The sequence below is a fragment of the Enterovibrio norvegicus DSM 15893 genome, from assembly GCF_900115495.1.
Lineage (GTDB): Bacteria > Pseudomonadota > Gammaproteobacteria > Enterobacterales > Vibrionaceae > Enterovibrio > Enterovibrio norvegicus.
Map to the genome: position 1 here is coordinate 98115 of NZ_FOWR01000014.1, position 25986 is coordinate 124100.

26 protein-coding genes are annotated in these 25986 nt (G+C 46.3%); 5 read left to right on the top strand and 21 right to left on the bottom strand.

Annotation, left to right across the window (positions count from 1 at the left end):
• Positions 1–99: 99 nt before the first annotated feature.
• Together BM082_RS10935 and BM082_RS10940 are read right to left on the bottom strand one after the other, a co-directional pair.
• The gene (locus BM082_RS10935) at positions 100–396 is read right to left on the bottom strand and encodes a Dabb family protein (RefSeq protein WP_017011081.1); all 297 of its coding nucleotides are present in this window, start codon (positions 394–396) and stop codon (positions 100–102) included.
• An 88-nt stretch (positions 397–484) separates the two neighbouring features.
• On the bottom strand, positions 485–1381 hold the full coding sequence (locus BM082_RS10940; protein WP_017011083.1) for a LysR family transcriptional regulator: 897 nt from the start codon (positions 1379–1381) through the stop codon (positions 485–487).
• A gap of 323 nt (positions 1382–1704) precedes the next feature.
• On the opposite strand from BM082_RS10940, the gene BM082_RS10945 reads away from it, so the two are divergent.
• Entirely contained in the window at positions 1705–3333 is a 1629-nt protein-coding gene (locus BM082_RS10945) for a DUF2813 domain-containing protein (protein WP_017016194.1), read from the top strand.
• 18 nt (positions 3334–3351) lie between these two features.
• On the opposite strand, the gene BM082_RS10950 is transcribed toward BM082_RS10945, so the two are convergent.
• The 13 genes from BM082_RS10950 to BM082_RS11010 form a co-directional block, all read right to left on the bottom strand.
• On the bottom strand, positions 3352–3873 hold the full coding sequence (locus BM082_RS10950) for a DUF3833 domain-containing protein (RefSeq protein ID WP_017016195.1): 522 nt from the start codon (positions 3871–3873) through the stop codon (positions 3352–3354).
• 2 nt (positions 3874–3875) lie between these two features.
• Positions 3876–4550: a chalcone isomerase family protein gene (locus BM082_RS10955; RefSeq protein WP_017011086.1), complete on the bottom strand. Its 675-nt coding sequence runs from the start codon at positions 4548–4550 to the stop codon at positions 3876–3878.
• Positions 4551–4597: 47 nt separating this feature from the next.
• Positions 4598–5119 (bottom strand): DUF2878 domain-containing protein, encoded by a 522-nt coding sequence (locus BM082_RS10960; RefSeq protein WP_017016196.1) that lies wholly within the window; start codon positions 5117–5119, stop codon positions 4598–4600.
• Positions 5120–5190: 71 nt separating this feature from the next.
• Positions 5191–6429, bottom strand: coding sequence for an SAM-dependent methyltransferase (locus BM082_RS10965; RefSeq protein WP_017011088.1), 1239 nt, complete (start codon positions 6427–6429; stop codon positions 5191–5193).
• A 2-nt stretch (positions 6430–6431) separates the two neighbouring features.
• On the bottom strand, positions 6432–7169 hold the full coding sequence (locus tag BM082_RS10970) for a DUF1365 domain-containing protein (RefSeq protein WP_017011089.1): 738 nt from the start codon (positions 7167–7169) through the stop codon (positions 6432–6434).
• On the bottom strand, positions 7166–8452 hold the full coding sequence (locus tag BM082_RS10975) for an NAD(P)/FAD-dependent oxidoreductase (RefSeq protein ID WP_017016197.1): 1287 nt from the start codon (positions 8450–8452) through the stop codon (positions 7166–7168). Before BM082_RS10975 ends, BM082_RS10970 begins: the two co-directional genes overlap by 4 nt.
• On the bottom strand, positions 8449–9180 hold the full coding sequence (locus tag BM082_RS10980) for an SDR family NAD(P)-dependent oxidoreductase (RefSeq protein ID WP_074926933.1): 732 nt from the start codon (positions 9178–9180) through the stop codon (positions 8449–8451). Before BM082_RS10980 ends, BM082_RS10975 begins: the two co-directional genes overlap by 4 nt.
• Positions 9177–9644, bottom strand: coding sequence for a nuclear transport factor 2 family protein (locus BM082_RS10985; protein WP_017011092.1), 468 nt, complete (start codon positions 9642–9644; stop codon positions 9177–9179). The genes BM082_RS10980 and BM082_RS10985 overlap by 4 nt, the downstream gene beginning before the upstream one ends.
• A complete protein-coding gene (gene phrB, locus BM082_RS10990) occupies positions 9641–11092 on the bottom strand; it encodes a deoxyribodipyrimidine photo-lyase (RefSeq protein WP_017015550.1) in 1452 nt (483 codons plus the stop codon). The genes BM082_RS10985 and phrB overlap by 4 nt, the downstream gene beginning before the upstream one ends.
• On the bottom strand, positions 11089–12033 hold the full coding sequence (locus tag BM082_RS10995) for a MerR family transcriptional regulator (RefSeq protein ID WP_074926935.1): 945 nt from the start codon (positions 12031–12033) through the stop codon (positions 11089–11091). The genes phrB and BM082_RS10995 overlap by 4 nt, the downstream gene beginning before the upstream one ends.
• Positions 12034–12043: 10 nt before the next feature.
• The gene (locus tag BM082_RS11000; RefSeq protein ID WP_017011095.1) at positions 12044–13000 is read right to left on the bottom strand and encodes a YbgA family protein; all 957 of its coding nucleotides are present in this window, start codon (positions 12998–13000) and stop codon (positions 12044–12046) included.
• Between the two features lie 163 nt (positions 13001–13163).
• Positions 13164–14168: a peptide antibiotic transporter SbmA gene (sbmA, locus tag BM082_RS11005; RefSeq protein ID WP_017016200.1), complete on the bottom strand. Its 1005-nt coding sequence runs from the start codon at positions 14166–14168 to the stop codon at positions 13164–13166.
• Positions 14169–14453: 285 nt separating this feature from the next.
• The gene (locus tag BM082_RS11010) at positions 14454–15974 is read right to left on the bottom strand and encodes an EAL domain-containing protein (protein WP_017015547.1); all 1521 of its coding nucleotides are present in this window, start codon (positions 15972–15974) and stop codon (positions 14454–14456) included.
• A gap of 592 nt (positions 15975–16566) precedes the next feature.
• Here BM082_RS11010 and BM082_RS11015 point away from each other — a divergent pair.
• Entirely contained in the window at positions 16567–18747 is a 2181-nt protein-coding gene (locus tag BM082_RS11015; protein ID WP_074926937.1) for an EAL domain-containing protein, read from the top strand.
• An 81-nt stretch (positions 18748–18828) separates the two neighbouring features.
• On the opposite strand, the gene BM082_RS11020 is transcribed toward BM082_RS11015, so the two are convergent.
• The 3 genes from BM082_RS11020 to BM082_RS11030 all read right to left on the bottom strand — a co-directional run bounded on the left by BM082_RS11020 (position 18829) and on the right by BM082_RS11030 (position 20440).
• Positions 18829–19380, bottom strand: a complete 552-nt coding sequence (locus tag BM082_RS11020) for a YaeQ family protein (protein ID WP_017015544.1) — start codon at positions 19378–19380, stop codon at positions 18829–18831.
• A gap of 12 nt (positions 19381–19392) precedes the next feature.
• Complete coding sequence (locus BM082_RS11025) at positions 19393–19725, bottom strand: GIY-YIG nuclease family protein (protein ID WP_017011101.1); 333 nt, start codon at positions 19723–19725, stop codon at positions 19393–19395.
• Positions 19726–19798: 73 nt separating this feature from the next.
• Complete coding sequence (locus BM082_RS11030; protein ID WP_017015543.1) at positions 19799–20440, bottom strand: YceH family protein; 642 nt, start codon at positions 20438–20440, stop codon at positions 19799–19801.
• A 302-nt stretch (positions 20441–20742) separates the two neighbouring features.
• On the opposite strand from BM082_RS11030, the gene BM082_RS11035 reads away from it, so the two are divergent.
• Positions 20743–21165, top strand: a complete 423-nt coding sequence (locus BM082_RS11035; protein ID WP_017011103.1) for a bactofilin family protein — start codon at positions 20743–20745, stop codon at positions 21163–21165.
• A gap of 131 nt (positions 21166–21296) precedes the next feature.
• Positions 21297–21731 carry a DUF3069 domain-containing protein gene (locus BM082_RS11040; RefSeq protein WP_017011104.1) on the top strand — a complete coding sequence of 145 codons (435 nt, stop codon included), beginning with the start codon at positions 21297–21299 and terminating at the stop codon, positions 21729–21731.
• An 82-nt stretch (positions 21732–21813) separates the two neighbouring features.
• On the opposite strand, the gene ppiC is transcribed toward BM082_RS11040, so the two are convergent.
• From ppiC to nhaD, 3 genes are all read right to left on the bottom strand, one after another.
• A complete protein-coding gene (gene ppiC, locus BM082_RS11045) occupies positions 21814–22092 on the bottom strand; it encodes a peptidylprolyl isomerase PpiC (protein ID WP_017015542.1) in 279 nt (92 codons plus the stop codon).
• Between the two features lie 83 nt (positions 22093–22175).
• Positions 22176–22628, bottom strand: coding sequence for a dCMP deaminase family protein (locus tag BM082_RS11050; protein ID WP_017011106.1), 453 nt, complete (start codon positions 22626–22628; stop codon positions 22176–22178).
• A 147-nt stretch (positions 22629–22775) separates the two neighbouring features.
• Complete coding sequence (nhaD, locus tag BM082_RS11055) at positions 22776–24203, bottom strand: sodium:proton antiporter NhaD (protein ID WP_017015541.1); 1428 nt, start codon at positions 24201–24203, stop codon at positions 22776–22778.
• An 810-nt stretch (positions 24204–25013) separates the two neighbouring features.
• Between nhaD and BM082_RS11060 the strand changes: the two genes are divergently transcribed.
• Positions 25014–25982 (top strand): ABC transporter substrate binding protein, encoded by a 969-nt coding sequence (locus BM082_RS11060; protein ID WP_017011108.1) that lies wholly within the window; start codon positions 25014–25016, stop codon positions 25980–25982.
• Positions 25983–25986 lie beyond the last annotated feature (4 nt).

Sequence of the window (25986 nt, forward strand, 5' to 3'; positions counted from 1 at the left end):
CGGCAGTTCAAAATAGATAAAAAAGGCTGCATAGCAGCCTTTTTCGATCGCACACCGACCAAGTTAAGTTACGGCGTAACTTTACTTAATCCTATGATTTTAAAGCGTATAATCAACCACGATCAAATCTTCGATGTGAGGACCAAACACCACTTTGAGTGCGTCGTGTTCTGGGTCAACAAGGTAACGCTGACGCGCATCTTCATCATTAAACGTCATGAAAATAATATGGGTATACCCTTTGTTTTTACCTTCAGGGCTGTCGTTTTCACCCCACTCTACGGACACAACCCCTTCCACACGCTCTGTCATTGATTCAAACTCTTCACGAATCTCTCCAAGATCAGCCTCGTTCGTGGTTGGTTTGAAGGTTACCAGTAATATGTGTCGGATCATCTTGTTGCTCCATAAAGGTTTTAACGAAACAACCAAACACAATGCTTAGCACGTGTTCGGCTGATTTATGATGGTGTTTCCAGACTACTCATTCTTTCGGTAGAGGTTGAATCACTTTTAGTACTTTCGGCAATTCACGGATCATCCAGCTTTTCGCGTTCCCCATACGGTTCCGCTTCCACGCCATCACCCACTCCAATTGGTACACCTCGCTCCCTTTGATGATTTTCAGGTCACCGTTATCCAGTTCCTTTTGTATCCACCAATCCGGCATGGTACCTATGCCCAGCCCCTTCTTAATGGCGTGGTATTTTTCCGCCATAGAAGACACGGTGAGTCGTGGCTGTTCATCCAGAATATTAAAGGTATACGTTTTGGCATTGCGCGCGGTATCTGCGACCGAAATACTTCGGTACTTACGCCGTGTATCCGCATCATAAGGATTGGCTTCATTATGAATGGGATGATCAGCATGTGCCACCCAATACCCTTCGGAGAAACCCAAAGGTTGCACTTTCAAGCTCTGAGGGTAACTTGGTGCTGTTGGGCAAATCAGTATATCTGCGCGATCTTCTTCCAACGCTTCCCATGACCCCGCAAGAATCTCTTCCTGCAAGCGAACGCGGGTTGTCGCCTCATTGCTTAACTTATCAATAAGTGGAAAAAATTGGCGAGCTGATAGCAAGCCATCATAGGCGATAGTGATATCTAATTCCCACCCATGCGCTAACGATTTCGCATCCGCAACGAGCTCGTCCGCCGCATTGCTAAGAATGCGCCCTCTATCTAGTAGCAATCTTCCTGCATCAGTAAACGAAGCCTTATGGCCAGAACGGTCAAAAATAACCAAATCTAAATCTTGTTCGAGCTTTTGCACCTGATAACTCAGGGATGAAGGCGCACGGCTTAAGGAATCTGCGGCAGCGGCAAAACTTCCCTTTCGATCAATCGCGTCCAATACTTGCAGCGCTTCGAAAGATATCATTGTTGTGTCTCCCTTTTCGTGTACTCGCTTTTACTCAAAACCTTCTGAAACAGTGTGGCTTCTTGATGAGCCTATCCCCCCTCAATGTTGCATTGTTCAGGGTTGTGTCAAAACTGTTCGGTTTTTTATCATATGTACCATGACGAGTTGACCTGTCTTTCAACTATTTCTATTCATAGCAATGCATAATTGTAAAAAAACCTCATTTTAATCTGTCACAATTCACTGAATAAAAACAACTTTCAGGCACCCAATCGCTAATTTCGTGATGTACACATCGCCATAAGCCCCTTAACTGTCTTACTCTTACTTAAGAGGTGCCTATGAAGTTAGATCGCATTGAAATAGCAGGGTTTCGCGGCATTCGTCGACTATCGCTAAGTCTCGATGAACTCACCGTGCTTATAGGAGAGAATGCTTGGGGCAAAAGTTCACTCTTAGACGCACTGACACTCTGCCTACCTTCCACTGGGGAGGCATACCCTTTCCAACGTTCCGATTTTCATATCGACCATACCCTTGGAAATGCCCAAACCAACCAAATCCTCATCGTCTTTCGATGGCTAGAGAGCTTTTCAGGTGAGCACCGAGCAAGGCGATATCGGAAATTCTCCCAAGTGTGGAACGGAAATACTGAGGGGGTACGCCGAATCGATTTTCGTATCAATGCAGAATTTGATGATGGAAAGATCACTGTAAGTCGTGATTTTCTGACGGAGCAAGGCGATGTTATTGAGATCGACAACAATGAAGAACTCGCTCATCAGCTCGTCGCACTTCACCCTATCATACGTATGCAAGATGCACGGCGCTTGCGGGACGCAGAGCTTCTGCAAAATGGCAACAAAACACGCTTAGAGAAGCGGCTAGAAAACACCGTACGTCGCTTACAGCAAAAACCCGGACATGTGAATAAGGGAGAGGTACGAAGCGGCCTGAAAGCCATGCGTACTTTGCTCGACCATTATTTTGCGTTCGATTCCCATAATCGCTCCCCCAGCGATGTTGAGCCTGCACGCCACCTCAACATGAGAGCTAACTACATTCACCCGCTAGAACACGTAGCAAAAAACACATCAAACCAAAGTCGATTGCTGTTGATGGGGTTGCTCAGCGCCTTTGTGCGAGCCCGGGGCCCCAAACAATTAAAGGCCAATGCGCGTCCTATCGTTATATTTGAAGATCCCGAAAGCCGCTTACATCCGACGTTACTGAATCAAGCATGGCGCTTGATTCGACTGATGCCGATGCAAAAGATCTTAACCACCAACAGCGGCGATCTTCTCTCTGCTGCGCCTTTGGCAAGCATACGACGATTAGAGCGCGGTTCAACACACACAGTGTCGCATCAGGTGTCACCCGATGCGCTGTCGAAAGATCAAGAAAGGCGCGTGTCATTCCACGTTCGTATTCATCGCCCGAGCGCACTCTTTGCGCGATGCTGGCTACTGGTGGAAGGCGAAACGGAAGTCTGGTTGTTCAACGAATTAGCGCGATTACAAGGCTATGACCTTGCCGCGGAAGGCGTGCAACTGATCGAGTTTGCACAAAGTGGCCTTAAACCGCTGATTAAGCTGGCCATCGAACTCGGTATTGAATGGCATTTGATTGCTGATGGCGACATGGCGGGACAGAAATACGCATACTCAGCACGCAATATGCTCAATGGCGATCAAGAAAATCATCGATTGACGCTCTTACCCGATCGAGATATTGAGCATTACCTTTTTCACAATGGCTACGAGCCACTGTTCCGACAAATGGCCCATATGGAAGGACAAACTAAACTGTCGACGAAGAAGATCATTGATAAAGCGCTGAAGAAATATGCCAAGCCAGACGCGGCGTTAGCCATTATCGAATACACAGAGCAACATCAAGATGAAAACATTCCTCTCTTGCTTCGCTGGACGCTTCAGCGCGTTATTGGCATGGCAAGAGGCGCAGGGTGATTGTCGGGCTTCAGCCCGCTACTGCTTTTCAAAGAAAATGGTGATGCGGCCTACTTCAATGCCAAACTTTTTCATGGAGGTAAGGTTGAACACGCGCTTATCGTCTTGTCGGTACAGCCAATCATCCAGCGTCAGCACGTAGTTGCTTTCTCCGACATCAACGCTCAAGTCATACGCCCAGTTTAGAGCATTACCTTCTTCACGCCCCGTCGCAATACCCACAACATCACCCGCTGTGCCTTGATATGAACCGTCCGCATTTTGAGTGATCGTCCACACTCGATTCTGATTTTCACCGTCCGCGAAATCGAAGTCTTCATCCAAGATGAGTTGATTGCCCTCAACAGTGCCTTTAATCATCACCTCAAAGCGACGTGTTTCCATTCCTGTATAGTCTTGAACCATTCCCCAAGCTTTCACATCGCCATCGAAATACTCAAACAAATTGAACGCAGGTGTCATGGCTTTGTAGTCATCGATAGAACTAGAGCATCCCACCAATCCAAAAAAGATGGCGCTGAAAAGGGCGAATATTTTCATATTTATTTCCTGTTTGAAGCCTCTCCGCCAATCAGCGCGAGCCTAAGTGTTGGGTAAGCGGTATCTGGGGAAAGCCAAATGTTGGCAAAAGCATCAGCAAGTACCGCTTCGTTCAACGAACCTGTCGGTTTTGCCGTGTCGTTCAATGCTTGGTAATAGAATTGACCTGTTTGATTTGAAAGCACATAAATCAAACGGTCGCCCTCTTTCACGTTTGGCCAAACGCCCTCCATGTTCGGTAACCAAGCGTCAATCTGGCTTTTGGTGTATCCGAGGTGTTCCCATTGTTCAACGGTCGCATCCAGTAAATCTTCAGCATCAATATCTCGGCTATAGGTAATCACCAATGCCAAAGGCTCGTTGCTTTCAGCGACGTATGTGCCGTTTTGAGTGCGCAGCTCACTGTCATAGATTTTCCAAAAGCCCCAAGTAAGCGACGCATTGCCGACAGGTTTCCACCACATCCATTGATCGCTATTGACGTTTGCATTTAGAGCGTGTTGAGCGTCCACCACAGAACCGGATGTCGTTTCTGTCGCCATCGCATCTGCAAACGACGTCGATGACGCTGTTAACACCGCCATGAACAAGCACAGAACCCAAGGCGTTGTCTGTCGCGAACAGACTTGGCTTGATGTTGAGCGCTGGTTTTTCGCAATTGCAGAAAATGGCTTCATCGGTATGCAGTCCTTATGTATTTCCAGACACTGTTTCTTTGCAGGTTCTATTTTTTAACAGGCATTGCAGAATGACTGTCGGGACCAGAATTTGCTTTTCTGGTTAACACGTTCAGCATGGACAGGAACACCACGCTATACATCAGCCACATGCCAAACAAAATCAGCGCTGTTTTACCAATGGGCTCTCCAAACGTAACAGCGCCCAAGCGTTCACCACCAAGGTAACTAAGCATTCCCCCTACACTGCCTGCGATGAGCAATATCCACGTCTTTTGAGACATCATCCAATCGCGTAACAACCAAAGGTACGATGCAAACCCCGTCCACATCAGGCACAACCAAAGTGGCAGATGCGGATGGGGAAATTGAAGAATACCCAAATGGGAGAGAACACTGTCACCGACGATGCCAACAACAGCAAACAAAGGCATCGCCCAATACAAGGAACGATCAATCAACAACGCCCCAATGAGCAGCACCACCAGCATTGGGATCCAATCACTACGACCAACAACAGCGGCGAACCAAAACACATTGAACGTTAATGAAAGTAAAATGACGCGCATACGTTCCCCTTTATCGACCTTGCCGTTGTTAACAAACTAATACTCCGCAAAAAATGTTGAATAACCTGTCGTTACTCTCTCCAACCTGGACGGCTCATGACCAATTGCACCGTGCTGATGGTGCGCTCGCGGAAGCCGCCTTCGCAGTAGCAAAAGTAATAACGCCACAAGCGGATAAAGCGCTCGTCATATCCCAGCGCCATCAGCTCTGATTGGCGTTCGTTAAAGCGTTCATGCCAGTCTTCGAGGGTTTTCGCATAATCTAACCCGATGTCTTTCAAGTCGCGCACCACTAAGTCGCTGTGGCGCGTGAAGTGAGAAAGCAACACGTTAACAGATGGCAGGAAGCCCCCAGGGAAGATGTGCTTCTGAATGAAGTCCACGTTATTGCTGTAGTAGTCATAACGTTGGTCAGCGATGGTAATGGCTTGGATTGCCATCAGGCCGTCATGCTTAAGCAGTGATTGGCATTTCTTGATATAGGTTGTGAGGTATTGTTTGCCCACTGCCTCGATCATTTCAATGGATACAAGCTTGTCGTACTCACCGGTCAAATCGCGATAGTCCTCTTTGAGCAGGGTAATCTTGTCTTCCAACCCTTCTTGCTCGACTCTGCTTTTTGCCCATTCAAATTGCTCGCTGGAAATCGTGGTGGTGGTCACGCGGCATCCGTAGTGCTTTGCCGCGTGTATCGCCATCGCGCCCCAACCTGTACCAATTTCGATCAGGTGGTCTGTGGGTTTCAATTCAAGCTGGCGGCACAAACGATCCATCTTTTGAAATTGGGCTTGTTCTAGCGAATCAGACTCTATCTCGTAGATACCGCTCGAATACAGCATCTCTTGGTCAAGGAATTGTTCATACAGCGCATTGCCCAAATCGTAATGCGCAGAGATGTTGTTTCTGGAGTTCTCTTTCGTATTGCGGTTTTTCCAATGCGCAATTTTAGTCACGATGTCTGCAAGCCAGCCCACTTTGCTTTCTAAGCGGTCAAGCGCGGGCATGTTTCGACAACACACGCGAATAACATTGGTTAAGTCTGGGGAATCCCACCAGCCATCAACGTAGGCTTCTGCTGCACCAATACTGCCGCCTGTCAGCAGCCTTTGATAAAAGCCAGGGTGTTTAATAATAATTTCCGCATGCAGTTCGGCAGACGTATCGCCGAGCTGATGCGTTTGTCCATCATGATCAACAAGCGTAAGACCTGCATCTTCGATGTATCCGAACGTTTTCAACAGCACATTTCTTGCGAAAGTGTCTTTCTTGGTCACCGCGCAGGATGTGGTTTCGATTTGGCTTGAATACATAGTTACTCCTTAACCTGAGCCGGATGAGAATAAAACGGTGCGCCTTTAATCCAGAGCTTCAATGCTTGCCAATAAATGGAAGCCACCACTTTTACTGTCATCACCGGTGTCTTAACGATGAGTTTGCTGAGTTCTTTTGATGTGAAAGGCGTCTTTGTTAGCGCAAGCGTTGCATCAAATTCCTTCTCGCCGCGGTGTGTTTCTAAGTGTACAAACGCGGTTTTGTCCAAGGGACGAAGCTTCCACACATATTTTTGATCGACCGGGTTAAACGGAGAAACGTGAAACGCTTTGTCGTTCTCCCAACGTTTACCCGCTGGAATCGCATAGTAATGACGCTGATTCCAAGGTGTATTACTCACTTCGGCAAGAATGTATTGCCATTGGTCGTTCTCGTCATACAGGTAGTAAAAATTCACTGGGCTAAAATAGAGCCCGAAATACCGCAAGTGACAAAGCGCGAGTACTTTCCCCTCAACACGCTTGCCGGTTAACGCATGGATCTTGTCTTTTACTGCTTGTTTGGTGTCTAAACGCCCTTCCATGTAATCAGGACGGTGAAAGGTTGCCACCCCCCACTTTCTTAACGAAAAGCCACGCACGTTCTGTTCCAATGCCTCTAACTCGTCAAGATCAATCAACGGCATGAACATTGGATAGGTGAATCCGTGCTCCACCGGCGTAAAGCGCCGATGGCGAACACTGCCGACAAACAGACCGCTATTAGCGTCTGAGTTCATGACGCGCTCCTTAATGGAACGGATAATTCATTAATGCCACTCACCACGTCTAGCGCGCTTCTTACACCGTCTTCATGGAATCCGTTGTACCAATACGCACCACAGAACCAAGTGCGATCAATTCCGTTTACCAAATGACGTTCTTTTTGTGCGTCGATGCACTTTTGGTCGAAAACAGGGTGCGCATAAACAAACTCACGAAGCACTTTTTCGGGCGCGATGTGGTCAGTTTGGTTGAGCGTGACACAGAAAGTCTCTGGCGCTTCAATCCCTTGCAGGATGTTCATGTCATACGTCAGTGCCGTGGGTCTTTCTTCGCGTCCATCACTCGCGCCCAAGTGATAGTTCCAGCTTGCCCATGCCGCTTTTCGGCGTGGAAGCAGTGATTCGTCGGTATGGAGAACCACGTCGTTATTCTGATAATCAATGGCGCCAAGAATGGTTGATTCATCGTTGGATGGGTCTGCCATCATTTTGAGTGCTTGATCGCTGTGACAAGCGAAAATCACGTGATCAAACCGCTCAACGACTCGAGACGTTTCAATGATCACGTCATGTGATGTACGTTCAACGCGGTGTACTGGCGTGTTAAGGCGGATTGAGGATTCAAACGCTGGCACCATTTTCCTCACGTATTCACGAGACCCACCAGGGATCACGTACCACTGCGGACGGTTGGTCACATCCAGCAAACCGTGGTTTTGGAAGAAACGCAGAAAGAACTTGAGCGGGAAAGCACGCATATCTGACAAGGTAGAAGACCAAATGGCCGCCCCCATTGGCAGAATGTAGTTCTGACAGAAGTACTCGCTGAATTTGCGCTGCTCGAGAAAATCACCCAGTGTTTGTTCAATCAATGGGTCGCCGTGGGTCGCGATGGCGTGTGATTCTCTGGCCTCTTTGTTAAAGCGCAGGATCTCACGAATGAATTGGTAGAATTTCGGATTAAACAAATTACGCTTTTGAGCAAACAAAGAAGAAACGCTGTGGCCGTTATATTCAAGACCGTTATCTTCGTTACGAACGCTAAAGCTCATCTCCGACTCTTGCCCTGTGATGCCAATGTCTGCCATCAATTTCTGAAAGTTTGGATACGTGCGATCGTTAAACACGATAAATCCGGTGTCGATGGCGTATTTGCCGCTATCGACTTCAACGTCGACCGTCGCCGTGTGGCCACCAATGTAATCGTTGGCTTCAAACAACGTGATGTCATGATCTTTATGTAGATAATGCGCACAGGTAAGGCCAGAGATACCTGAGCCGATGATTGCAATTTTCATTGGGCATTCCTTGTTATTTTTTTAACGAGCGCAAACTGACATGCCATTGGCAACGTGGCTAAAAATTTGAGGATATAGCTGAATTTTTTCGGGAAATGCACTTCGGCTTTTTTCTTCTCTAAGCCTTGGCGTATTGCTAACGATGCTTCTTCAGGAGAAACCATCAGGGGCATCGCAAAATCGTTTTTATCCGTGAGAGGTGTTTTGACAAACCCCGGCGAAACAAGTGACACCGTCACCCCTTTAGCGTCTAAGTCCACGGAAAGCGAGCGAGAAAGATAAGACACCGCGGCCTTCGACGCTCCATAAGCTTCTGCGCGAGGCAAACCCAAATAAGCGGCGGTAGACCCCATCAGTGCAAGGTGCGTCCCTGGAGTAAACGTGTCTTGCAAGGCTTCAATGCAATTCAAAATACCAAACACATTGATGTCGAAGACACGTCGAAACAAGGTCACGTCAATGCGTCCGTCTTCGATGTATTCGCACGTGCCAGCATTCAAGATGATTAAGTCGAAACGCACGTCTTGAGATGCCAAAGCACGCTTAGTGTCATCCAAATCCGTGGCATCAAAGCGAAATGAAGTGACATTGTCACGCTCTTGGGCGAGCGCATCGATGTGCTGTGTATTGCGGCCACAGCCCACAACGTTCCAGCCATTATCTGCATAGTCTTTTGCCAATTGAAGGCCGATGCCCGATGATGCGCCAGTGATTAATACACGTTTCATTGGCCCAACCTTTTTTTGATCATTTTGACCGCAGACCCTAACACTGGCAGCGCTTCATACAGCATTTCACCTAAGTCAAAAAAGTCGCGGTGCATCACCACGCGCCCTTCTTTTAATCCCAACTTGGTACACCCTTTAACGGCACGCTCTGCACCGCCTTCAAGCTTGGGGTGCGACAACGTCATGGTCCAACTGATAAAGGCAATGTCGCCGTTGACAGCGTGATCATGAATCTCAAAGCGGCAATCCGTCACGTTGGTGTACATGGTGTCAAAGTACCTCGCGAGATTGTCATACCCTTCAATGCGGTGCGCAGGGTCTTCGAACACGACATCATGGCTGTAAATGGTGTCTAGCGTATCTAGGTTGTCTTTTCGAAGCGCCTGGTAAACGTGAATAAACCGTTCAAGCGTTGCCGCTTCTGATGAAGAAATATGGTCTGACGTTGCGGTGCTTTGCATCATGATTCAACCCTTTGTTTGGACTGTCCCGATTTCGCCGTTTCGAACATTTCTATCGCTTTCAGACGCGCAAGCTTATGGTCAACAATGGGTTTCACATATGACAACTCTATGCCATTTTTTTCAGCCCATTTATGCGGTTCATGTATCGACTTATCAGGAACAGTTTCTAATTCTTTCAACCATCTACGGATGAATCTCGCATTAGGATCAAATTTCTTTCCCTGCGTGGTTGGGTTAAACACTCTGAAATAAGGTTGGGCATCGGTGCCCACTGATGCAGACCACTGCCAGCCGCCATTATTGGCAGCAAAATCGCCATCAATGAGTTTCCAATTGAAGTAACGTTCTCCCCATCGCCAATCGATGTGTAAGTCTTTCACTAGGAAACTTGCAACAATCATTCGCAGGCGGTTGTGCATCCAGCCTGTTTCATTCAACTGGCGCATGGCCGCATCAACGATGGGGTAACCCGTTTTCCCCTGCTTCCAACGTTCAAACAGCAGTTCGTCTTGGTTCCACTCAATGTTATCTGTCCATTCGAGGAAGGCTTTTCCTCGACTGATTGAAGGATACGTTGCCGTGATGTGTTGATAGAATTCACGCCATACGATTTCAGACAACCAAACGTTCGCACCACTCGTGCCCTTTTCTAAGCAATCTTTCGCTTCCAGCATCAAACGCGCGATGCATTGTCTCGGTGACACCGCTCCAATCGCGAGGTAAGGCGACAATTGGCTGGTGGCAGGAATGGCGGGGAAATCGCGTAAGTTTTCATACTGCTCAACACGATAACGGCAAAAATCACGCATACGTTGAATAATGGCACTGTCATCAACAGGCCAACTCACAGAGTCATCTTGGCGATAGTGCAGTTCTATGTCGCCTTGTCCTCTAAGCATGCCTGAGGTAATGGAAGACGCTTGCACAGGTTCAGGTGATGGCAAAGGCGACACGCCATGTAAGGCAAGTTTCGCTAACCACGTTTTCTTAAACGGCGTGAATACGCGATACATTGATCCTGAGCCGTTCATTATTGAGCCTGGCGCAAACACACATTTGTAATCAAATGCATGGAAGCATGTCCCTGTAAGGCTTAACAATCCTGCAATGGCGTTGTCGCGACTAATTTCATCGATCTCATGGTCGCGTGTACAAAATACGTCCGAGACTTGATATTGCTGACAGAGCTGTGCAATCAAAGGATTGATATCGCTATAGTAATCCGCACAACGCACCATCAATGGAATGTTCAATGCCTCAAGCTCCGTGCGTAACACTTGCAGACGGCGACGAATCAAATCAGCCTGAATGGGAGCGCTGCAGTACTTCTCCCACTGCAAAGGCGTTTCGTAGTACACCGCAATAACAGGCTCTCCTGACTTACAAGCTTCCGTAAGTGCAAGATTGTCCTTTACGCGTAGATCTCGCCTAAACCAAACCAATTTCATTGAAATTGCTCCCTCTCGCTTTTCTCTTTCGTGGATGCTGATGAGTCTGACGTGACGTCTTTGCGCACAGCCTTATCGACATGTTGAGTGTTTAGATTAGTGAATAAGTCGGAATGAATGACACGGCATTTCCCCAACAAGGAAACAGACACTGCACCCGTATCAACAATGATGACTATATCCCGTTTCATGGAAGCAGAAAGCGCGTCCTCAGAAAAAATGAACAACTCCGTCACATTGCTAGACTTTATAGTTTTTACTAAGGAAAAAAGATTGGAATCAAGCCCCTCAATAATAGTTACAGCGTAACCTTTTGCTTGATAATTGAGTGCCTGACCGTAGAACAGGTGCAGATCATTAAGAGATGTTGAAACAAGAACGCAACGTCTTTTACTCGATGATTTTTGACCTAATTGAAAACAGCGCAACAGCTCATGACGCAACATGGTCAACCAAGTGCTCAAACAAAGGCCTATCACGTCAGATTTCTGTTCGGAAAAAAAATCCGTCAAAGGCCCGAATAAGTTTTTTTCCAACACCGAAATAGGATAATGCCGTGTCAGCTCAGACAACTGACGATTCACGCTCAGCACGTCAAAATCCATCACGGCTTTCTTAAGCTTGTCTGCTTCCCTCGCGATTTCAGCATTAGGCGACGTTTTCGGCGTGAATGTTTCATCATTCAATAGCGCTTTTACTTGCCCCACCGGAACACCACGATCGAGCCATTTAAGAATGTTCTCAATGACTGCCACATCTTGCCTCGTGTACATGCGATGACCCTTGGGCGTCCTCTGAGGCTTTAGTAAACCATAGCGACGCTGCCAAGCTCTTAGCGTGACGGTATTAACGCCCGTTAGCTCAGAGACTTCTCCGATTGAGAGCAGCGCCTTTTCATCCGAAAGGGTATTCTCTGTTGAATGGTCATTTTTCGCTATCATTACGCTACCCTCAAAGTCCGTAGCGTAGTCGTAAACTGTTTGGATACGGGTTGAGATAGCTTTGCTGCGACAAATACGCGTCTGGGTGCATTTGTAAGTGGTGATTGATCAGCGTGAGTGGCGCGAGTAACGGCATTTCGCCCTTACGATAAGCAAGGATCAGGTTAGAAAGCTCTGCTTTGGCCGTTTTGTCCAAATCACGCTTGAAATAGCCTTGAAGGTGCATCAACACATTGGTGTTGTTCTTTTTACTGGCACAGTGGGCAATGGCTTTCATGAAGCGCGTGCGGTATTCGGTGAAGAACTCATCAATGTCGTAGTCAGCAATGTTGGCAACATACTTGCCGAGGGATTTGTATTCTACTGGGCGATGCGCCATCAACACCAATTTATAGCGTGAGTGAAACTCTACAATCGCGCGGCGTGTAACGCCCTCTGCCATTGAATCGTGTAAATCTTTCAGCGCAAAAACGCGGAACACAAAATTTTCTCGTAGCACGGGGTCATTCAAACGACCATCTTCTTCTACAGGCAACCAAGGCATACGTTCCATCAATTGCTTGGTATACAGCCCTACACCGCTTTTCTCAGACGCTGCATTGCCGCTTTCTTTGTATACCTTTACGCGTTCCATGCCGCATGTCGGCGATTTTGCGCACACGACATAGCCACATAAATCCATACCTGCCAGCTGCTCCGTCTTTTTGCGACTGAACGCTTCCATCTTTTCAGTGTGGTCAGCAGTGCTGTCTTTGGTTTCTACCAAGCGAATGCCAATTTCATCTTTGTCCAACAAACGAATGGTTGGGCGTGGAATTGACATGCCAATAGCAACTTCAGGGCAGACGGGCACGAACTCAACATACGGCAACAATTCTTTCGCCACAAAGTGGCTGCGCTTATGGCCACTATCAAATCGGACGTTCTCTCCGATAACACACGCGCTTACCCCTAACTTAATGCTCATCACACATCTCCTATTGTACATGCTTTTATATTTGTACAACTTCGATAAGAAAAAAGATCACTCTTGTACAAAGTTTTTTATCTGTACAGTTTAGTAATAGCAAAACGCCCCGACATTTTCATGTCGAGGCGTAACAGTTTTCTTACTAATTTTTAATGTGTTACTAGTCAGTAGTGGCGGATTTCTCGGCTTCTATAGCAAGATCAATTTCTTGCTCAAAAGCTTTCAAGCGTTTGTGAATAGACATTAACTCAACAATTGTTTTCCAAGAGTTCACCAAGAATTGGAACGATTCTTCGACTTTGCCAAAGGCGCGAACGATTTGCTGAAGCACACCCAGCGTAATCACACCCGAAATGATGGTCGGGCCGAGTGCAATATAAGGAACGATCACGGTGCCCTGTAGATAGGACCATTTTGCGATGTCGAAGTATAAATAGTGCTTATACAGGTTGAAGTAGTTTTTACGGACATTCGCAAACAGCTCTTTCAGTGTTTCAGGCTGAGCGCGACTTTCATAATCTTCTCCGTAAACCAACTCTTTGCGATAAGCCGCTTCGACTTTTTGATTTTTAAACTCAAGCCCTGGCAATTTAATACCGACAATGGCAAGTAACACGGTCCCGAACAGCGCCGAGATGATCGCAATGTAGACAAGAGAGTGCTCTACCGGTCCAATCCAAGGTAATTCAGTCACATTCTTACTGAGTTCCCAAAGTATTGGTAAGAAGGCCACCAGCGTCATCAATGAGCGCATAAAGGCCACACCCAAGGTTTCGACAATGCCAGCGAAACGCATCGTGTCTTCTTGAACACGCTGAGACGCACCTTCTATGTGACGAATTTTGCTCCAATGAGAGGTGTAGTAATCATTCATCGCGGTACGCCAGCGAAAGACATAGTGACGAATGAAAAAGTCGAGAACGACAGCAACGGTGATATAAATTGTCGCTATTTTCAGAAAGGTCAAACACGACGCGAGGTATTCTTCGAATGTGACTGAGTTTGGCGTCGCAAGCGCCTGTTGAATCAAGTTATAAAAAGAACCAAACCATTCATTAATTTCTACATCCAGTTCTACTTTGTACCAAGTCACGTACAAGATAAGCGCACTACCGAGGATGGACCAAAGAAACCATCGCTTATCCAGAAAGAAAGACTTAAACATTCACACATCCTTAATATTTTGTGTCATTCGCTCTTTGAGTCGTAAAACCACAAAGAGTTTATTCGCGCATTCCTAGTTGAACGATTTTCGACCGAACATATTTCAATTCTAGACGTAATATTCGGGAATAACATCCAGTTAACAAATTGATCTTATTGATAAATGTATCAAATTAGAGGGTCATTGACGACTGTGTTTTCGAGGAAGAGTACGGCATACGCGGAAATCAGAACGTAAATATACCCAAACGACAGCAACGGCGTTTGGGTATAGATCGAGTATTTGCTAAATGGCGATCTCGTTGTTCTCAGAAATATCTTGGCTCAGCACGAATTGCTTGAACGCATCGAACGGGATGGGATCAGCAAAGTAAGAGCCTTGAAGCATTTCAACACCGTTATTTATCAGGTGTACCGCCTGCGCTTTGGTCTCTATCCCTTCCGCAACGACATGCAGATTAGACTCTCTCGCAAACGCTAAGATTGATCCTAGAATGTTATTCTTAAACTCTGTCAGGCCAATGCCCGTGACAAACATGCGGTCGATCTTAATCGTATCAATGTTTAACGTATGGAGATATGAGAACGCCCCATAACCCGTGCCGCAATCATCCAGCTTGATCGAAATACCCTTGGCCGTTAACGCCTCGATGCAAATGGCTGCCTTTTTCAAATCACTGAACTTGGTGCGTTCCGTAATTTCTAGAGACAACACATGAGGATCAAGCCCCGCACATTCGATTTTGTTCAACAGTTTTTCTGCGGTATCCCACTTTTCTAGGTAGCTTGGCGATACATTGACACTGACAAAGAAGTCTTTTGGCAAGGACACCGTCATTATATCTGCCAGCACATTATCAATAAGCTGATCAGTGATTTTATCTATCGCACCGTTTTGCTCTGCAATAGGAATAAACGAATCCGGTGGAATAAACTCACCACTGTCCGCAAGCCAACGCACCAACACCTCTGCGCCAACGACTTTATATTTGGCGCCTTCAGGCATCACTATGGGCTGATAAAAAGGAACAAGCGCGTTTGACTCAATGGCCTCATTCAGCAGACCGCTCAACCCTTTACGATCCGACGTGTTTAATTCCACACCGACAGCGAGAAGTACACCGAACAAAACCACGAGAATAGAAAAAAGATCAACCAAATCCCCCACTAAGAACTCGACACCACGCTGGTTGATGTAAAGCTTCACGCCCATGCCATTATCAAGCGTGCCATTGAAGGCTTCTTTATAGGGCTCTTCAGTGCGCTCATACAGTTGTACGTCGCGCCCACTGACGTCTACCGTCATGAACAAGCAATTATTGCAGTTAGTGAGGAAATTCCTAGGTTGTTGAAATGCAAAACGCAGCATGCCATCTTGGCTGCTGAATCGCATTTCTTCAAATTGATTGCCACTCAGAATGAGCGAGACATTACCGAATTTGAGTTGATCGTGATCTGCGAACACCATTAACGGTCTGCCAGCATGGTCATTGTTATAAATTGAGCATGACTTTCCGTTTTTAAGGTGCAAATCGACATATTCAACGAAGATATTGCGCGCTTTTGCCTGACTCATAAGCTCGATGTCGCCATCATCACAGACAAACGACAATTGCTCTGACAGGCCCCTCATTTGTTCAAACCCTTGTCGATATAAGCCGGTATATAATTGAGAAAGGACAGCGACGTCTTCTCTAATTTTTTTCTTTACCAACCAATCAGACACAGGTACTTGAGAAAAATAAGCAACTACTACAGCAACAACAAGAATAATTAGTGCTTTAAGGTGTTTCTTGAGCCAATCCACTTAGGCTCCCACAGTTTTCCCAACAGATAGCTATAAGGATAGGACAAGTGCAAGCCTAAGCTTTGAAAAAAAACGAGACTTAAGTGAATTTTTTTTCAATCTGATGATTACCAACCTATCTATATATCAATAACATGCCTCGTAGGTGATACAATCACCCATTCGGTATGCCAATTTCCATGCATTTACTCACGTTCCCTAAAAATCTCGCCTCTCTCTTTAACCCAGAAAATGACGTGCTTGAGCACTATGCAACTGATTTTCCACGTGGACATATCAATCGCTCTACGCATTATCGATGTATATAAATTCATTTTCATTGCCTTACGGTCATTTTACTGTCAAAAGAGATTAAAGAAAGAAATCCAACATTTACACGGGAATTTCGACCCACAGATCCTCAATGCGTTCTCCTCCCAATCGTCCCACTTTTAAGACTTTTTTGGTTACACCTCACATTGCGCTTTACCATATTTGTCATAGACTTGTTGTAGAGACAAGTGACTCACAATCAAGGCTATCCTCTTTGTTAAGCACACCAAAAGAAGACACACCCGACTTTCAGAATCCTAACGGTCCTCGGTTTACCTCGATGGTCGCAATTTCTGTCATTTGTATGCTCATCCTGATCTCAACCTTCACGTTGTATAAAAGCGCGCAATCTCGTCAGGTAGATTTACAGGGGAAAATGCTCAACGTAGAAGTAAACCGCGTCCAGCGTGCTATTGAAGTCAACCTTCAGAAAGAAGCCTACTTTCTTGTGTGGCTTGCCAGCAGTTTCGAAGCGGAAGGCGTGATAGACGGGAAATCTTGGCGCGTCGCGACACAAGATGTCACCCGTACTTTCCCTTTTTTCTCGGGGCTGTATTGGCTAAACCTAGAGCATAAACTGCAGTGGACAACACCAGGGACATTCAGCCCAAATCATTTGAAAGCAGATTGGAAAACTTCACCCCCCGTCGGTCTTAACAACATGCCAGTTTTGTCAAAGCTGTCCACATCGGATGTGCTCAGGCACAGCAACGGCGATCTATCAATTGAAATGCTCCACCCCGTGATCATTGAAGGAAGGGTTGTGGGGTATTTGGGGGCAAGCTATGACATCAAAAAAATGGTAGAAGCCATCGCAACCCAATTTCTCACTGGCAACCAAACCTTAGTGTTAAGCGCTGGCACAGTGCCCTTCTTCGGTGAACTACCCGACGCTTTTGTTGCACTGTCCACCACGGTCGATGTCATTGCGCTGGGTGATGTCTGGCAAATGACGGTATGGCAACAATCCAATTTCGATATGTCTTATTTCTCATTGCCTATGCTGATTTTCATCGCGGGCATTGTGGTGACCGTTCTGGTGGGTATTTCTTTATACCTATTGGAAGTGAATATCATTGGTCGACGAGCAGAATCTGACACCGTATCCATGCTGAAGGAAGAGATCTTGCAACGCAGGGAAATGGAATCGCAATTGCAGTTCACCGCAAATCATGACCCACAAACCCATTTGCCCAACCGTTTTGCAATGGAAACCTACTTAGAGCGATCTATCCGTTCGGACCAAGACATTGTTCTACTGTGTGTAGCGCTTGATAAACTACAAGAAATTAACGATATGTACGGTCACATCGTGGCAGATCAACTCTTAATGGAAGCAGCAAAACGCTTTAAAACCGTTCTACCTCCCCATGCAATTCTGGCACGTGTAAGCAATGACCAATTCATGGTGGCCTGTGCAGGTATGTCACAGCTTGAAGCAGAAATGCAGGCAAATAACATCAAGATTTGCCTCGAAGAAGAATTCTACATTGAAGATAATGACATTCTAACGACCTGTGCGATTGGCATCGCTTACCGTTACAACAACGACTTACAAGCAGAAGAACTGCTGCGACACGCAGACACGGCAGCGCATAAGGCCAAAGCACTTGGCAGTCGAAAAGTGGTTGCCTACAACCAGACCATGCAAGAACAACTAACGCGCAAAAAAGAACTCGAGCGCGCCATTCGAAATGCCATTAACAACGATGAACTCAAATTGCATTTTCAACCGCAAGTTGACCTGCGAACTCGCCAAATTGTTGGTGTGGAAGCACTGGTGCGCTGGGAGTCTGACAATGGCACGATGATCAGCCCTGACATCATCATACAAACCGCGGAAGAAACCGGGCTGATGCAGCGTTTAGGCCACTGGGTTGTCGACTCGGCACTCAAGCAATTTTCGCATATGCTGGATGAACGCTGCGCCCCAAAATGCATTGCTATCAATGTATCAGGTCATGAATTTCAAGATGGGTATTTGGCAGACTATGTGATTCGCTCCGTCACTCGCTACGATATTCCCCCTTCTCGCGTTCAGATAGAACTGACAGAGCAGGTCTTTATCGAAAACCTGGAGCGCAACCAACACATTCTTAATCGCTTAACAACGTCTGGTATTAGCTTGGCAATTGATGACTTCGGTACTGGGTATTCATCCCTCGCCTATCTCAAGCACTTCCCTGTAAACACAGTGAAAATTGACCGAGGCTTCATTAAGGATTTACCGCAATCAAAAGATGACTTAGTGATTTGTCAGGCGGTCGTCAGCATGGCGAACTTGCTGCAATTGAAAGTGGTTGCGGAAGGCGTGGAAACGTTGGATCAGCAAGAACTGCTCAGAAATATCGGCTGTAACTTTGCACAGGGTCATTACTACTACACCCCAATGCCTGCGGAAGAACTGATGGTGCTACTCAAAAAACAAAGAGCCGGGCGTCTATTCCCGGCATCTAGTTAATCGCATATTGGTTCACGAGTAGCAAACTGCAATATGCAATGCGATTCGCTATTTATCTATTTGGCTACTTTAACTACTTAGCTACTTAGCTTCGCCGGTTTTCCACATATCAGGCTGGATAGAAATCACCATTTCCCCGATAGAGAACCAAACTTGTCCGTCTTCGATCGTTGCTTGAATGCTCATGTTACGGCTAGATGCTGCCGCCGCTGCATCAAGTACTTCGTCCATCACGTTAATCACGGTTAGGTTCTTGTAAGGATGGAGTTTGTTGAGCAACGAGGCTTTCCATGCCGCTGCGGCATTATCGCCATAGGTGAAAAGAACAACGTGTTTTGACTGTGTGCAGGCTTTCTTGATGCGCTTGTCATCCGGCAAACCTAGTTCAACCCAAAGTTCAATTTCATCACTGTAGTTTTTGATCCACAACTCCGGCTCAGACTCGTCACAAAGGCCCTTGGTAAACTGCAAACGTTCATCAGCATACAGGGTCCATGCGAGTAATCTCAGCATAAGACGTTGTTCTGTTTCAGATGGGTGCTGTGCAAGCGTCACCGTGTGATCGATATAAACCTGACGGGTCATATCGGCCACATTGATGGATGCTTTATACACCGTTGCTTTAAGTGCCATGGTATTTCCTAATTAAATGCTGTCGTTTATTAAGACCTGAATCAGGCCATTTTCAGTACAAAGACGTTCTTTCTCTCGCTTACTCAAGCGTTTAATTTTCCACTCAAGTGACATTGCAAGCCGCTTATCCCCTACTTCGTAGGACCAAGCCAACGTCAATGGCTGTTTTCCTCGTAAATACTTTGCAGTTTTTGTGCCGTTTTTCTGGTGCTCATCAAAACGCCGCGCAACATCTGTCGTTACACCACAGTACAGGGCGTTGTTTTTGGTTCTGATGAGATACACATGCCAAAGAGGCGCAGAAAGCGCCTCTTTATGTTCGTCGGATTGGGGCTGAGTTGTCATTGTCTGCCTGTCGTCGGCTCGTTATGGTCGGCTTCAGGCTTATACGTTCAGCCTATCTGAATTGAGCAATACGTTAAGAAAGGAGCGAGTTCACTAACTCTTTCAATTCTTCCACTTCACGTTCTAGCGACTCTACACGCGCAGCTAGATCAGAAGATGGCGCTGAAGCAGGTGTACTTTCAACGAACGCCACAGGGCTTTCTGTTTCAGGCGTTTCCGTCCCAAATAGATGGGTATAGCGACTTTCACGTTTACCAGGCTCTCGCGGCAATGCGGCAACATACGCTTTTTCTTGCATTACAGCCAGCACACTTTCCACTTCTTTCACGTCTGTGAATTCACACAAGCGGTTTGTGCGTGTTCTTAATTCACCCGGTGTTTGTGGGCCGCGCAGCAACAACACGCAAACCATGCCGCGTTGTTGGTCGGAAAACTGGAGAGAACCAAACTCTGTATTACAAAAACGGTGCTGATATTTCGTCACACGACTACCGAACCCTTCAAGATCGCTAATCAATCGTTTTGCTTTGAGCAGCTCAACGGTATCGAGTACTTCTGCTTCCGTCAGTGAGTAAACCGGATCGCGGTTACTCTTCTGATTCACTGCAGTGGTTAGGCCATTCAGGGTCAAAGGATATTGTTCAGGGGTCGTCACTTCTTTCTCAAGCAGACAACCAATAACGCGTGCTTCGTACGGAGTAAGTTCAATCGCCATGATATCGCCCTATTCAGGAGTTTCCTTATAACTCGCGGTTATAGCAATCAAAACCCATGACAGCAATATGAAGCCTCGCATATTCGTAAAAAGTAAGACACGACTGACGGAATTATCGCCATGTTTAGAGGAATTTAAGACATCAAGCAGCAGAAGTGTCGCACTGTTGTGAATTCACTGGATGCATAAAAAATAAAGTCACGCCTCTTTTGCAATTTCAGATAAAATGCCCCGTATTCTGATTTTTGTATGAAATAACCATCTCCAATCACGCGTTTAGGGTTGGAAGAAAGGAGAGAGAAATGGGACTGTTTGGTAAAAACACTGCGTCAAAACCATCAATGTCACTGATTGCAAAACAATGCCGCGTTGTCGGTGAGTTCGATTTGGACGGTGATATTCAGTTCGATGGAAAAGGCGAAGGTGCAATTCTCAATGCCCGCAATGTTGTCATCTCTTCAACTGGCCACTTCAAAGGTGATATTCACGCTGAACACGTTACCATCAACGGTCTGGTTGAAGGCAGCATCGTTGCACGCGAAGTGAATATCCTGAGCGAAGGTAAAATGAAAGGCCAAATCCAAAGTGAACAGCTCACCATTGCGAAAGGTGGCTGCCTATTGGGTGAAAACACACAAAAAGACGAGCCTTCGCTGTCTGTGGTGAACGAAGACGCGCCAAAAGCAACATCGCCTTCGTCAGATTCTAAGCAAGCGTCTGCTTAAGCCTTTTCCACAAAATTTACTCACAACCGCTTTAATTATCATCAGTTAATCGGGATGAAACGGCTCAATGCTTGACTTCATCCAAGTGCAATATACGATGCTTGCTGATGAGCGTTATCAGGAATAAAGAAATGTCTGAACAAGCAAACGAAGCCGTAGAGACAGTAAAACTGGAAAACCTTTCAGCTGAACTGCAACAAGTGATCAAATACGAACAAGTACCAGCAGAGCTATACACTATGCTGGCGTCAGTGCATGAAGCGGCTGAAGACGTTGTTCGTGAAGCATGGGATGCACTTCCAGCAAGCGCACAGAACATTCTGGACAACTTTGAACAATTCCACGCGCTAGTGAGCCTAAGCCAAAGCTACGCGGGCATTGATTTCCTGCAAGAATGTCAAGATCTTAAGTTCGACGACATGACGCAAGAACAAGCAGACGACTACAAAGCAACCTTGCTTGATAAGCTTCTGTTCAACTGCGTAAAAGACCTTGCTAAGCAATTAAAGCAAGCGCGCATGAAGCCAGCAATGAAGCGTGAATTCCGTGAAATCTTCCAAAAGTAAGGCTTTGCGAAAAGAATAAAAAAAGAGGTGACGTTGTCACCTCTTTTTTTATGTCTGATGTAAATCAGCGGCTTATTTATCACTAGGTGCGATAAAGCACTTTCACCACGTGCCAACCAAACTTGGTTTTCACCAGGTGAGGTGTTAATACTTCGCCCGAAAAACACACTTTATCGAACTGTGGCACCATTTGGCCTTTACGGAACTCGCCCAAATCCCCGCCCTTTTTACCTGATGGGCACGTAGAGTGTTTACGCGCAAGATCTGCGAACTTCGCACCTTTGTTAAGTTGCTTGATAATGTCTTGCGCTTGCTCTTGATGCTTCACCAAAATGTGAAGCGCATGTGCTGTGCTCGCCATGCTATTTACCTTTTACTGACCGTTTTGGTTGGTGCGCGATTATAAGGAATCGCTCTAAAAAAGCGATACCGTTCGACACCGCGTTAGTCTTTTGTTGGCAATTCCGACAACGGTAGCCACGTGACGTTCACGCCTGATTGCTCAAACATATCCGCACTGATCTTAATTTTTTCTCCCCAACGCGATAAGAAATCTTCGCTTTGTTCTGGGCAGTAAACATGGGTAATACCCGTTTGAATGATTTTTGCTGCACAGTTAGGGCAAGGGAAATGGGTTACCCAGATGTCGCAATCACTCAGGTCACGCTTAGCGAACAAGATGGCATTTTCTTCGGCGTGTAGGGTTTTAAGCAGCTTCATTTCGCGATCATCGGTCGCGGCGCTGTCAGAAATACCATGCGGGTAGCCGTTGAAACCAACGGAAACGATGCGGTTTCCTTTGGTAATCACTGCGCCGACTTGCGTTGAAGGGTCTTTGCTCCAAGAGCCGACAAGCTCTGCCATTTGAAAAAATCGAACAGCCCACTTAGAGATCATTGCGTTTCCAATACGTTAACTGAATCAAGAATGCGGCTATTGTGCAAAACTGTAGCCAATTGCTCAACGAAATTTAAACAGAATACGAAAATGGCACCTCGTAAGGTGCCATTTATCAGATATGAACGGTGTTATCTGGCATTTGGTCTAAAACGCGCCTCCGTTTAGCCACAAATGACACAAAATAGAGGCTGCGTATCCGAGCAAGATAACCGGCGCCCATTTAAGGTGCCCGAAGAAGGTATACATACCACGCGCTTGACCCATCAAGGCCACACCCGCTGCAGAACCCAATGACAACAAGCTACCACCTACCCCTGCGGTGAGTGTGACAAGCAACCAGTTACCCAATGACATGTCAGGGCTCATGGTAAGTACGGCAAACATAACAGGAATGTTATCAACCACCGCCGATAGCAAGCCAACAATGACATTCGCCCAAATCGGGTTCCACTCTAGATACATGACGTTCGATATCATTGAGAGATATCCTATCAGGCTTAAACCACCCACACACATCACGACGCCGTAGAAAAACAGAAGTGTGTCCCACTCTGCATGAGAGACACGGCGAAACACATCAAATGGCACAACAGAACCAAGGCGTTTCAGCGCTGCTTCATCTTTCTCGGCCATGGCAATAGCACGTTTACGCGCTAACGAGTTGGGTAGCGTTTTGCGCAAGAAGAAACCAAAGAATTGCAGGTAGGCCAAGCCCATCATCATGCCAATAACCGGTGGGAAGTGAACCAGACCGTGGAAACCCACCGCGGTGAGAATCGTCAGCAAGAACAACACGACAATACGCCTTGCCCCGCGTTTCATTTCAACAAACTCTTGGACCACGTTCGGTTGTTCTTTAGGAATGAACAGCGACATGATAAACGCAGGTATGACGTAGTTGACCACTGAAGGGATAAACAAGGCACCAAACTGCCCAAATTCAACAATCCCAGCCTGCCACACCATCAGCGTTGTGATATCACCAAATGGACTGAATGCCCCACCCGCATTAGCAGCGACAACGATGTTTACACAAGCGATATTAATGAACCTGGCATTGTCACCGCCAATTTTCATGACAACCGTGCACATCAGTAGCGCGGTGGTTAAGTTATCAGCAACAGGTGAAATAAAGAAAGACAGTATGCCGGTGATCCAGAAAAGCTGGCGAAGATCGTAGCCTTTACTGACGATCCAGGCTTTTAGCGCATCAAAAAGCCTGCGCTCTTCCATTGCAGCGATATACGTCATCGCCACAAGTAGAAACAACATCAGTTCCGCATACTCGAGCAAGTTATGCTCAATGGCAGATTTGGCAACATCTATTTGCCCTGCCCCCGAATAAGCAAAGCCCAACAGCAGCCAAATTAGGCCTGCCGCTAAGAGTACCGGTTTTGATTTTCGAAGATGCAATTGCTCTTCGAGCATGACGAGGGTGTAGGCTAAAACGAATATAAAAAGGGCGATATAGCCGACAGCAGAACTGGTTAAATCGAGATGGGTGCTGGCATCACTACCAGACGCACCAACACTGCAAGAAAATAGCAGTATTAGCGCAGTAAAAAGCTTCATCCTTGTGCCTCCAAAGCAAACAATTTTGGGAAAATTAGTGACTAGGATGCCTTGCGCACTCATGAAGAGTTTGGTGGTGAGTATTCCCAAAAAAGCGCAATCAGCATCGTTTCATTCCTTATTAGTATTTGAATTATATCGCGAGTCTTTGACAGCAACGGAGCTCGCGCTTAAGGAATGAGTAGATAGAACGGCGTTATAATAGATGCATGGAGAGATGATTGCAGAGTGATTAATGTCACTTTTCAGCCCCCAGCCACAAACATCATCATCCGTCGCAAATTATTCCTAAACATCTCTGTAAATGAGAGAACGATCGTCCAAATTATTATCGAAAAATGATACGCGGCGCGGATTGTTCAACCGCCACCTAAAAATTGTGAGTAGCGGACCAAAGGATGTTCGTTCTATCCCACTCTCTATTTACAGTGTAAAAATTGGTCATGCACTTAAACGCACTTCAAATTTTCTCATAAAAAGAATGGTTATCTCACAACTTCAACATTAACAATATATCAACCTAATTATGTAACTTATATTAGAGACATATACTCGTATGTAAGAATGCACTAGAGGTTACGGTGGATCTTCATGCATATGGATGAGAAAGCTAGACATCAGATTTAGCCTATAAATACAATGAGTTATTGAGCATGGCGAGAAATCAGGTTGGTTCGCGCTCAGATAAGTAGTTTTAATCTGCAACATTACCTCCTGATTTCCCGTCAATTTTTGGATATAACAATGGATTAACACGTGACAACGCCATGTGGCGAACTTGTTATATGTCACTCATCAGGGAGATATAAGATGAAACTATCAAAATTCTTGGTATCAGCGTGCTGTGCCGCAACACTGTTTACCACCCCTTTTACCGTTTCTGCAAAAACAGCCACGGTTGCCGTTTCTCAAATTGTTGAGCACCCTGCCCTCGATGCTACCCGCCAAGGCCTGTTAGATGGGCTCGCAAAGCTTGGGTATGTTGATGGGGAAAACTTGGCGTTTTCTTACCAAACTGCGCAAGGTAACCCTGCAATTGCCGTGCAAATCGCACGTCAATACGTTGGCGAACAACCTGATGTGTTAGTAGGTATTGCAACGCCTTCTGCACAAGCTTTGGTTGCTGCGACCAAATCTATCCCTGTTATTTTCACCGCAGTGACCGATCCGGTTGGTGCAAAACTCATTAAGGATATGGCTAAGCCAAGTGCAAACGTGACTGGCCTTTCCGATCTTTCACCAGTGGCTCAACACGTTGCGCTGGCGAAAGAGCTGGTTCCTGGCATGAAAACGATTGGCGTGGTTTACAACCCAGGCGAGTCAAACGCAGTCACTTTGGTCGAGCTGCTGCGTGAAGCGGCCGAGAAAGAAGGTTTGAAAGTGATTGAAGGTACGGCATTGAGAAGTGCTGATGTTCAATCAGCAGCACAAATTGTGGCATCACAATCTGATGTGATTTATGCACCAACGGATAACACCGTCGCAAGCGCCATTGATGGACTTGTAGGCGCAGCCAACCAAGCGAAGAAACCAGTAATCGGTGGTGCAACGTCTTATATTCCGAACGGCGCTGTTGCGGCACTTGGTTTCGATTACTACCAAATTGGCGTTCAAACGGCTGACTACGTCGCTGCCCTTATTGAAGGTAAAGCGGTTGCAGATCTCCCTGCGAAAGTTGCTGTTGGTTCAGACCTTGCAATTAACTTGAAAGCCGCACAAAAACTTGGTCTCGACGTTCCAGCTTCTCTGCTAGACCGTGCAACGACTGTAGAAAAGTAAGTCA

Excerpts from the sequence above, each read along its gene's own strand:
- phrB (WP_017015550.1), bottom strand. The coding sequence starts at position 11,092 with ATGAAATTGGTTTGGTTTAGGCGAGATCTACGCGTAAAGGACAATCTT.
- BM082_RS10985 (WP_017011092.1), bottom strand. The coding sequence starts at position 9,644 with ATGATGCAAAGCACCGCAACGTCAGACCATATTTCTTCATCAGAAGCG.
- BM082_RS11015 (WP_074926937.1), top strand. The coding sequence starts at position 16,567 with ATGGTCGCAATTTCTGTCATTTGTATGCTCATCCTGATCTCAACCTTC.
- BM082_RS11035 (WP_017011103.1), top strand. The coding sequence starts at position 20,743 with ATGGGACTGTTTGGTAAAAACACTGCGTCAAAACCATCAATGTCACTG.
- BM082_RS10940 (WP_017011083.1), bottom strand. The coding sequence starts at position 1,381 with ATGATATCTTTCGAAGCGCTGCAAGTATTGGACGCGATTGATCGAAAG.
- BM082_RS10960 (WP_017016196.1), bottom strand. The coding sequence starts at position 5,119 with ATGCGCGTCATTTTACTTTCATTAACGTTCAATGTGTTTTGGTTCGCC.
- BM082_RS11050 (WP_017011106.1), bottom strand. The coding sequence starts at position 22,628 with ATGATCTCTAAGTGGGCTGTTCGATTTTTTCAAATGGCAGAGCTTGTC.
- BM082_RS10950 (WP_017016195.1), bottom strand. The coding sequence starts at position 3,873 with ATGAAAATATTCGCCCTTTTCAGCGCCATCTTTTTTGGATTGGTGGGA.
- BM082_RS10935 (WP_017011081.1), bottom strand. The coding sequence starts at position 396 with ATGATCCGACACATATTACTGGTAACCTTCAAACCAACCACGAACGAG.
- BM082_RS10955 (WP_017011086.1), bottom strand. The coding sequence starts at position 4,550 with ATGAAGCCATTTTCTGCAATTGCGAAAAACCAGCGCTCAACATCAAGC.
- BM082_RS11060 (WP_017011108.1), top strand. The coding sequence starts at position 25,014 with ATGAAACTATCAAAATTCTTGGTATCAGCGTGCTGTGCCGCAACACTG.
- BM082_RS10980 (WP_074926933.1), bottom strand. The coding sequence starts at position 9,180 with ATGAAACGTGTATTAATCACTGGCGCATCATCGGGCATCGGCCTTCAA.
- BM082_RS11040 (WP_017011104.1), top strand. The coding sequence starts at position 21,297 with ATGTCTGAACAAGCAAACGAAGCCGTAGAGACAGTAAAACTGGAAAAC.
- BM082_RS10945 (WP_017016194.1), top strand. The coding sequence starts at position 1,705 with ATGAAGTTAGATCGCATTGAAATAGCAGGGTTTCGCGGCATTCGTCGA.
- BM082_RS11000 (WP_017011095.1), bottom strand. The coding sequence starts at position 13,000 with ATGAGCATTAAGTTAGGGGTAAGCGCGTGTGTTATCGGAGAGAACGTC.
- nhaD (WP_017015541.1), bottom strand. The coding sequence starts at position 24,203 with ATGAAGCTTTTTACTGCGCTAATACTGCTATTTTCTTGCAGTGTTGGT.
- BM082_RS10965 (WP_017011088.1), bottom strand. The coding sequence starts at position 6,429 with ATGTATTCAAGCCAAATCGAAACCACATCCTGCGCGGTGACCAAGAAA.
- ppiC (WP_017015542.1), bottom strand. The coding sequence starts at position 22,092 with ATGGCGAGCACAGCACATGCGCTTCACATTTTGGTGAAGCATCAAGAG.
- BM082_RS11025 (WP_017011101.1), bottom strand. The coding sequence starts at position 19,725 with ATGACAACTCAGCCCCAATCCGACGAACATAAAGAGGCGCTTTCTGCG.
- BM082_RS10975 (WP_017016197.1), bottom strand. The coding sequence starts at position 8,452 with ATGAAAATTGCAATCATCGGCTCAGGTATCTCTGGCCTTACCTGTGCG.
- BM082_RS11020 (WP_017015544.1), bottom strand. The coding sequence starts at position 19,380 with ATGGCACTTAAAGCAACGGTGTATAAAGCATCCATCAATGTGGCCGAT.
- BM082_RS11030 (WP_017015543.1), bottom strand. The coding sequence starts at position 20,440 with ATGGCGATTGAACTTACTCCGTACGAAGCACGCGTTATTGGTTGTCTG.
- BM082_RS10970 (WP_017011089.1), bottom strand. The coding sequence starts at position 7,169 with ATGAACTCAGACGCTAATAGCGGTCTGTTTGTCGGCAGTGTTCGCCAT.
- sbmA (WP_017016200.1), bottom strand. The coding sequence starts at position 14,168 with ATGTTTAAGTCTTTCTTTCTGGATAAGCGATGGTTTCTTTGGTCCATC.
- BM082_RS10995 (WP_074926935.1), bottom strand. The coding sequence starts at position 12,033 with ATGATAGCGAAAAATGACCATTCAACAGAGAATACCCTTTCGGATGAA.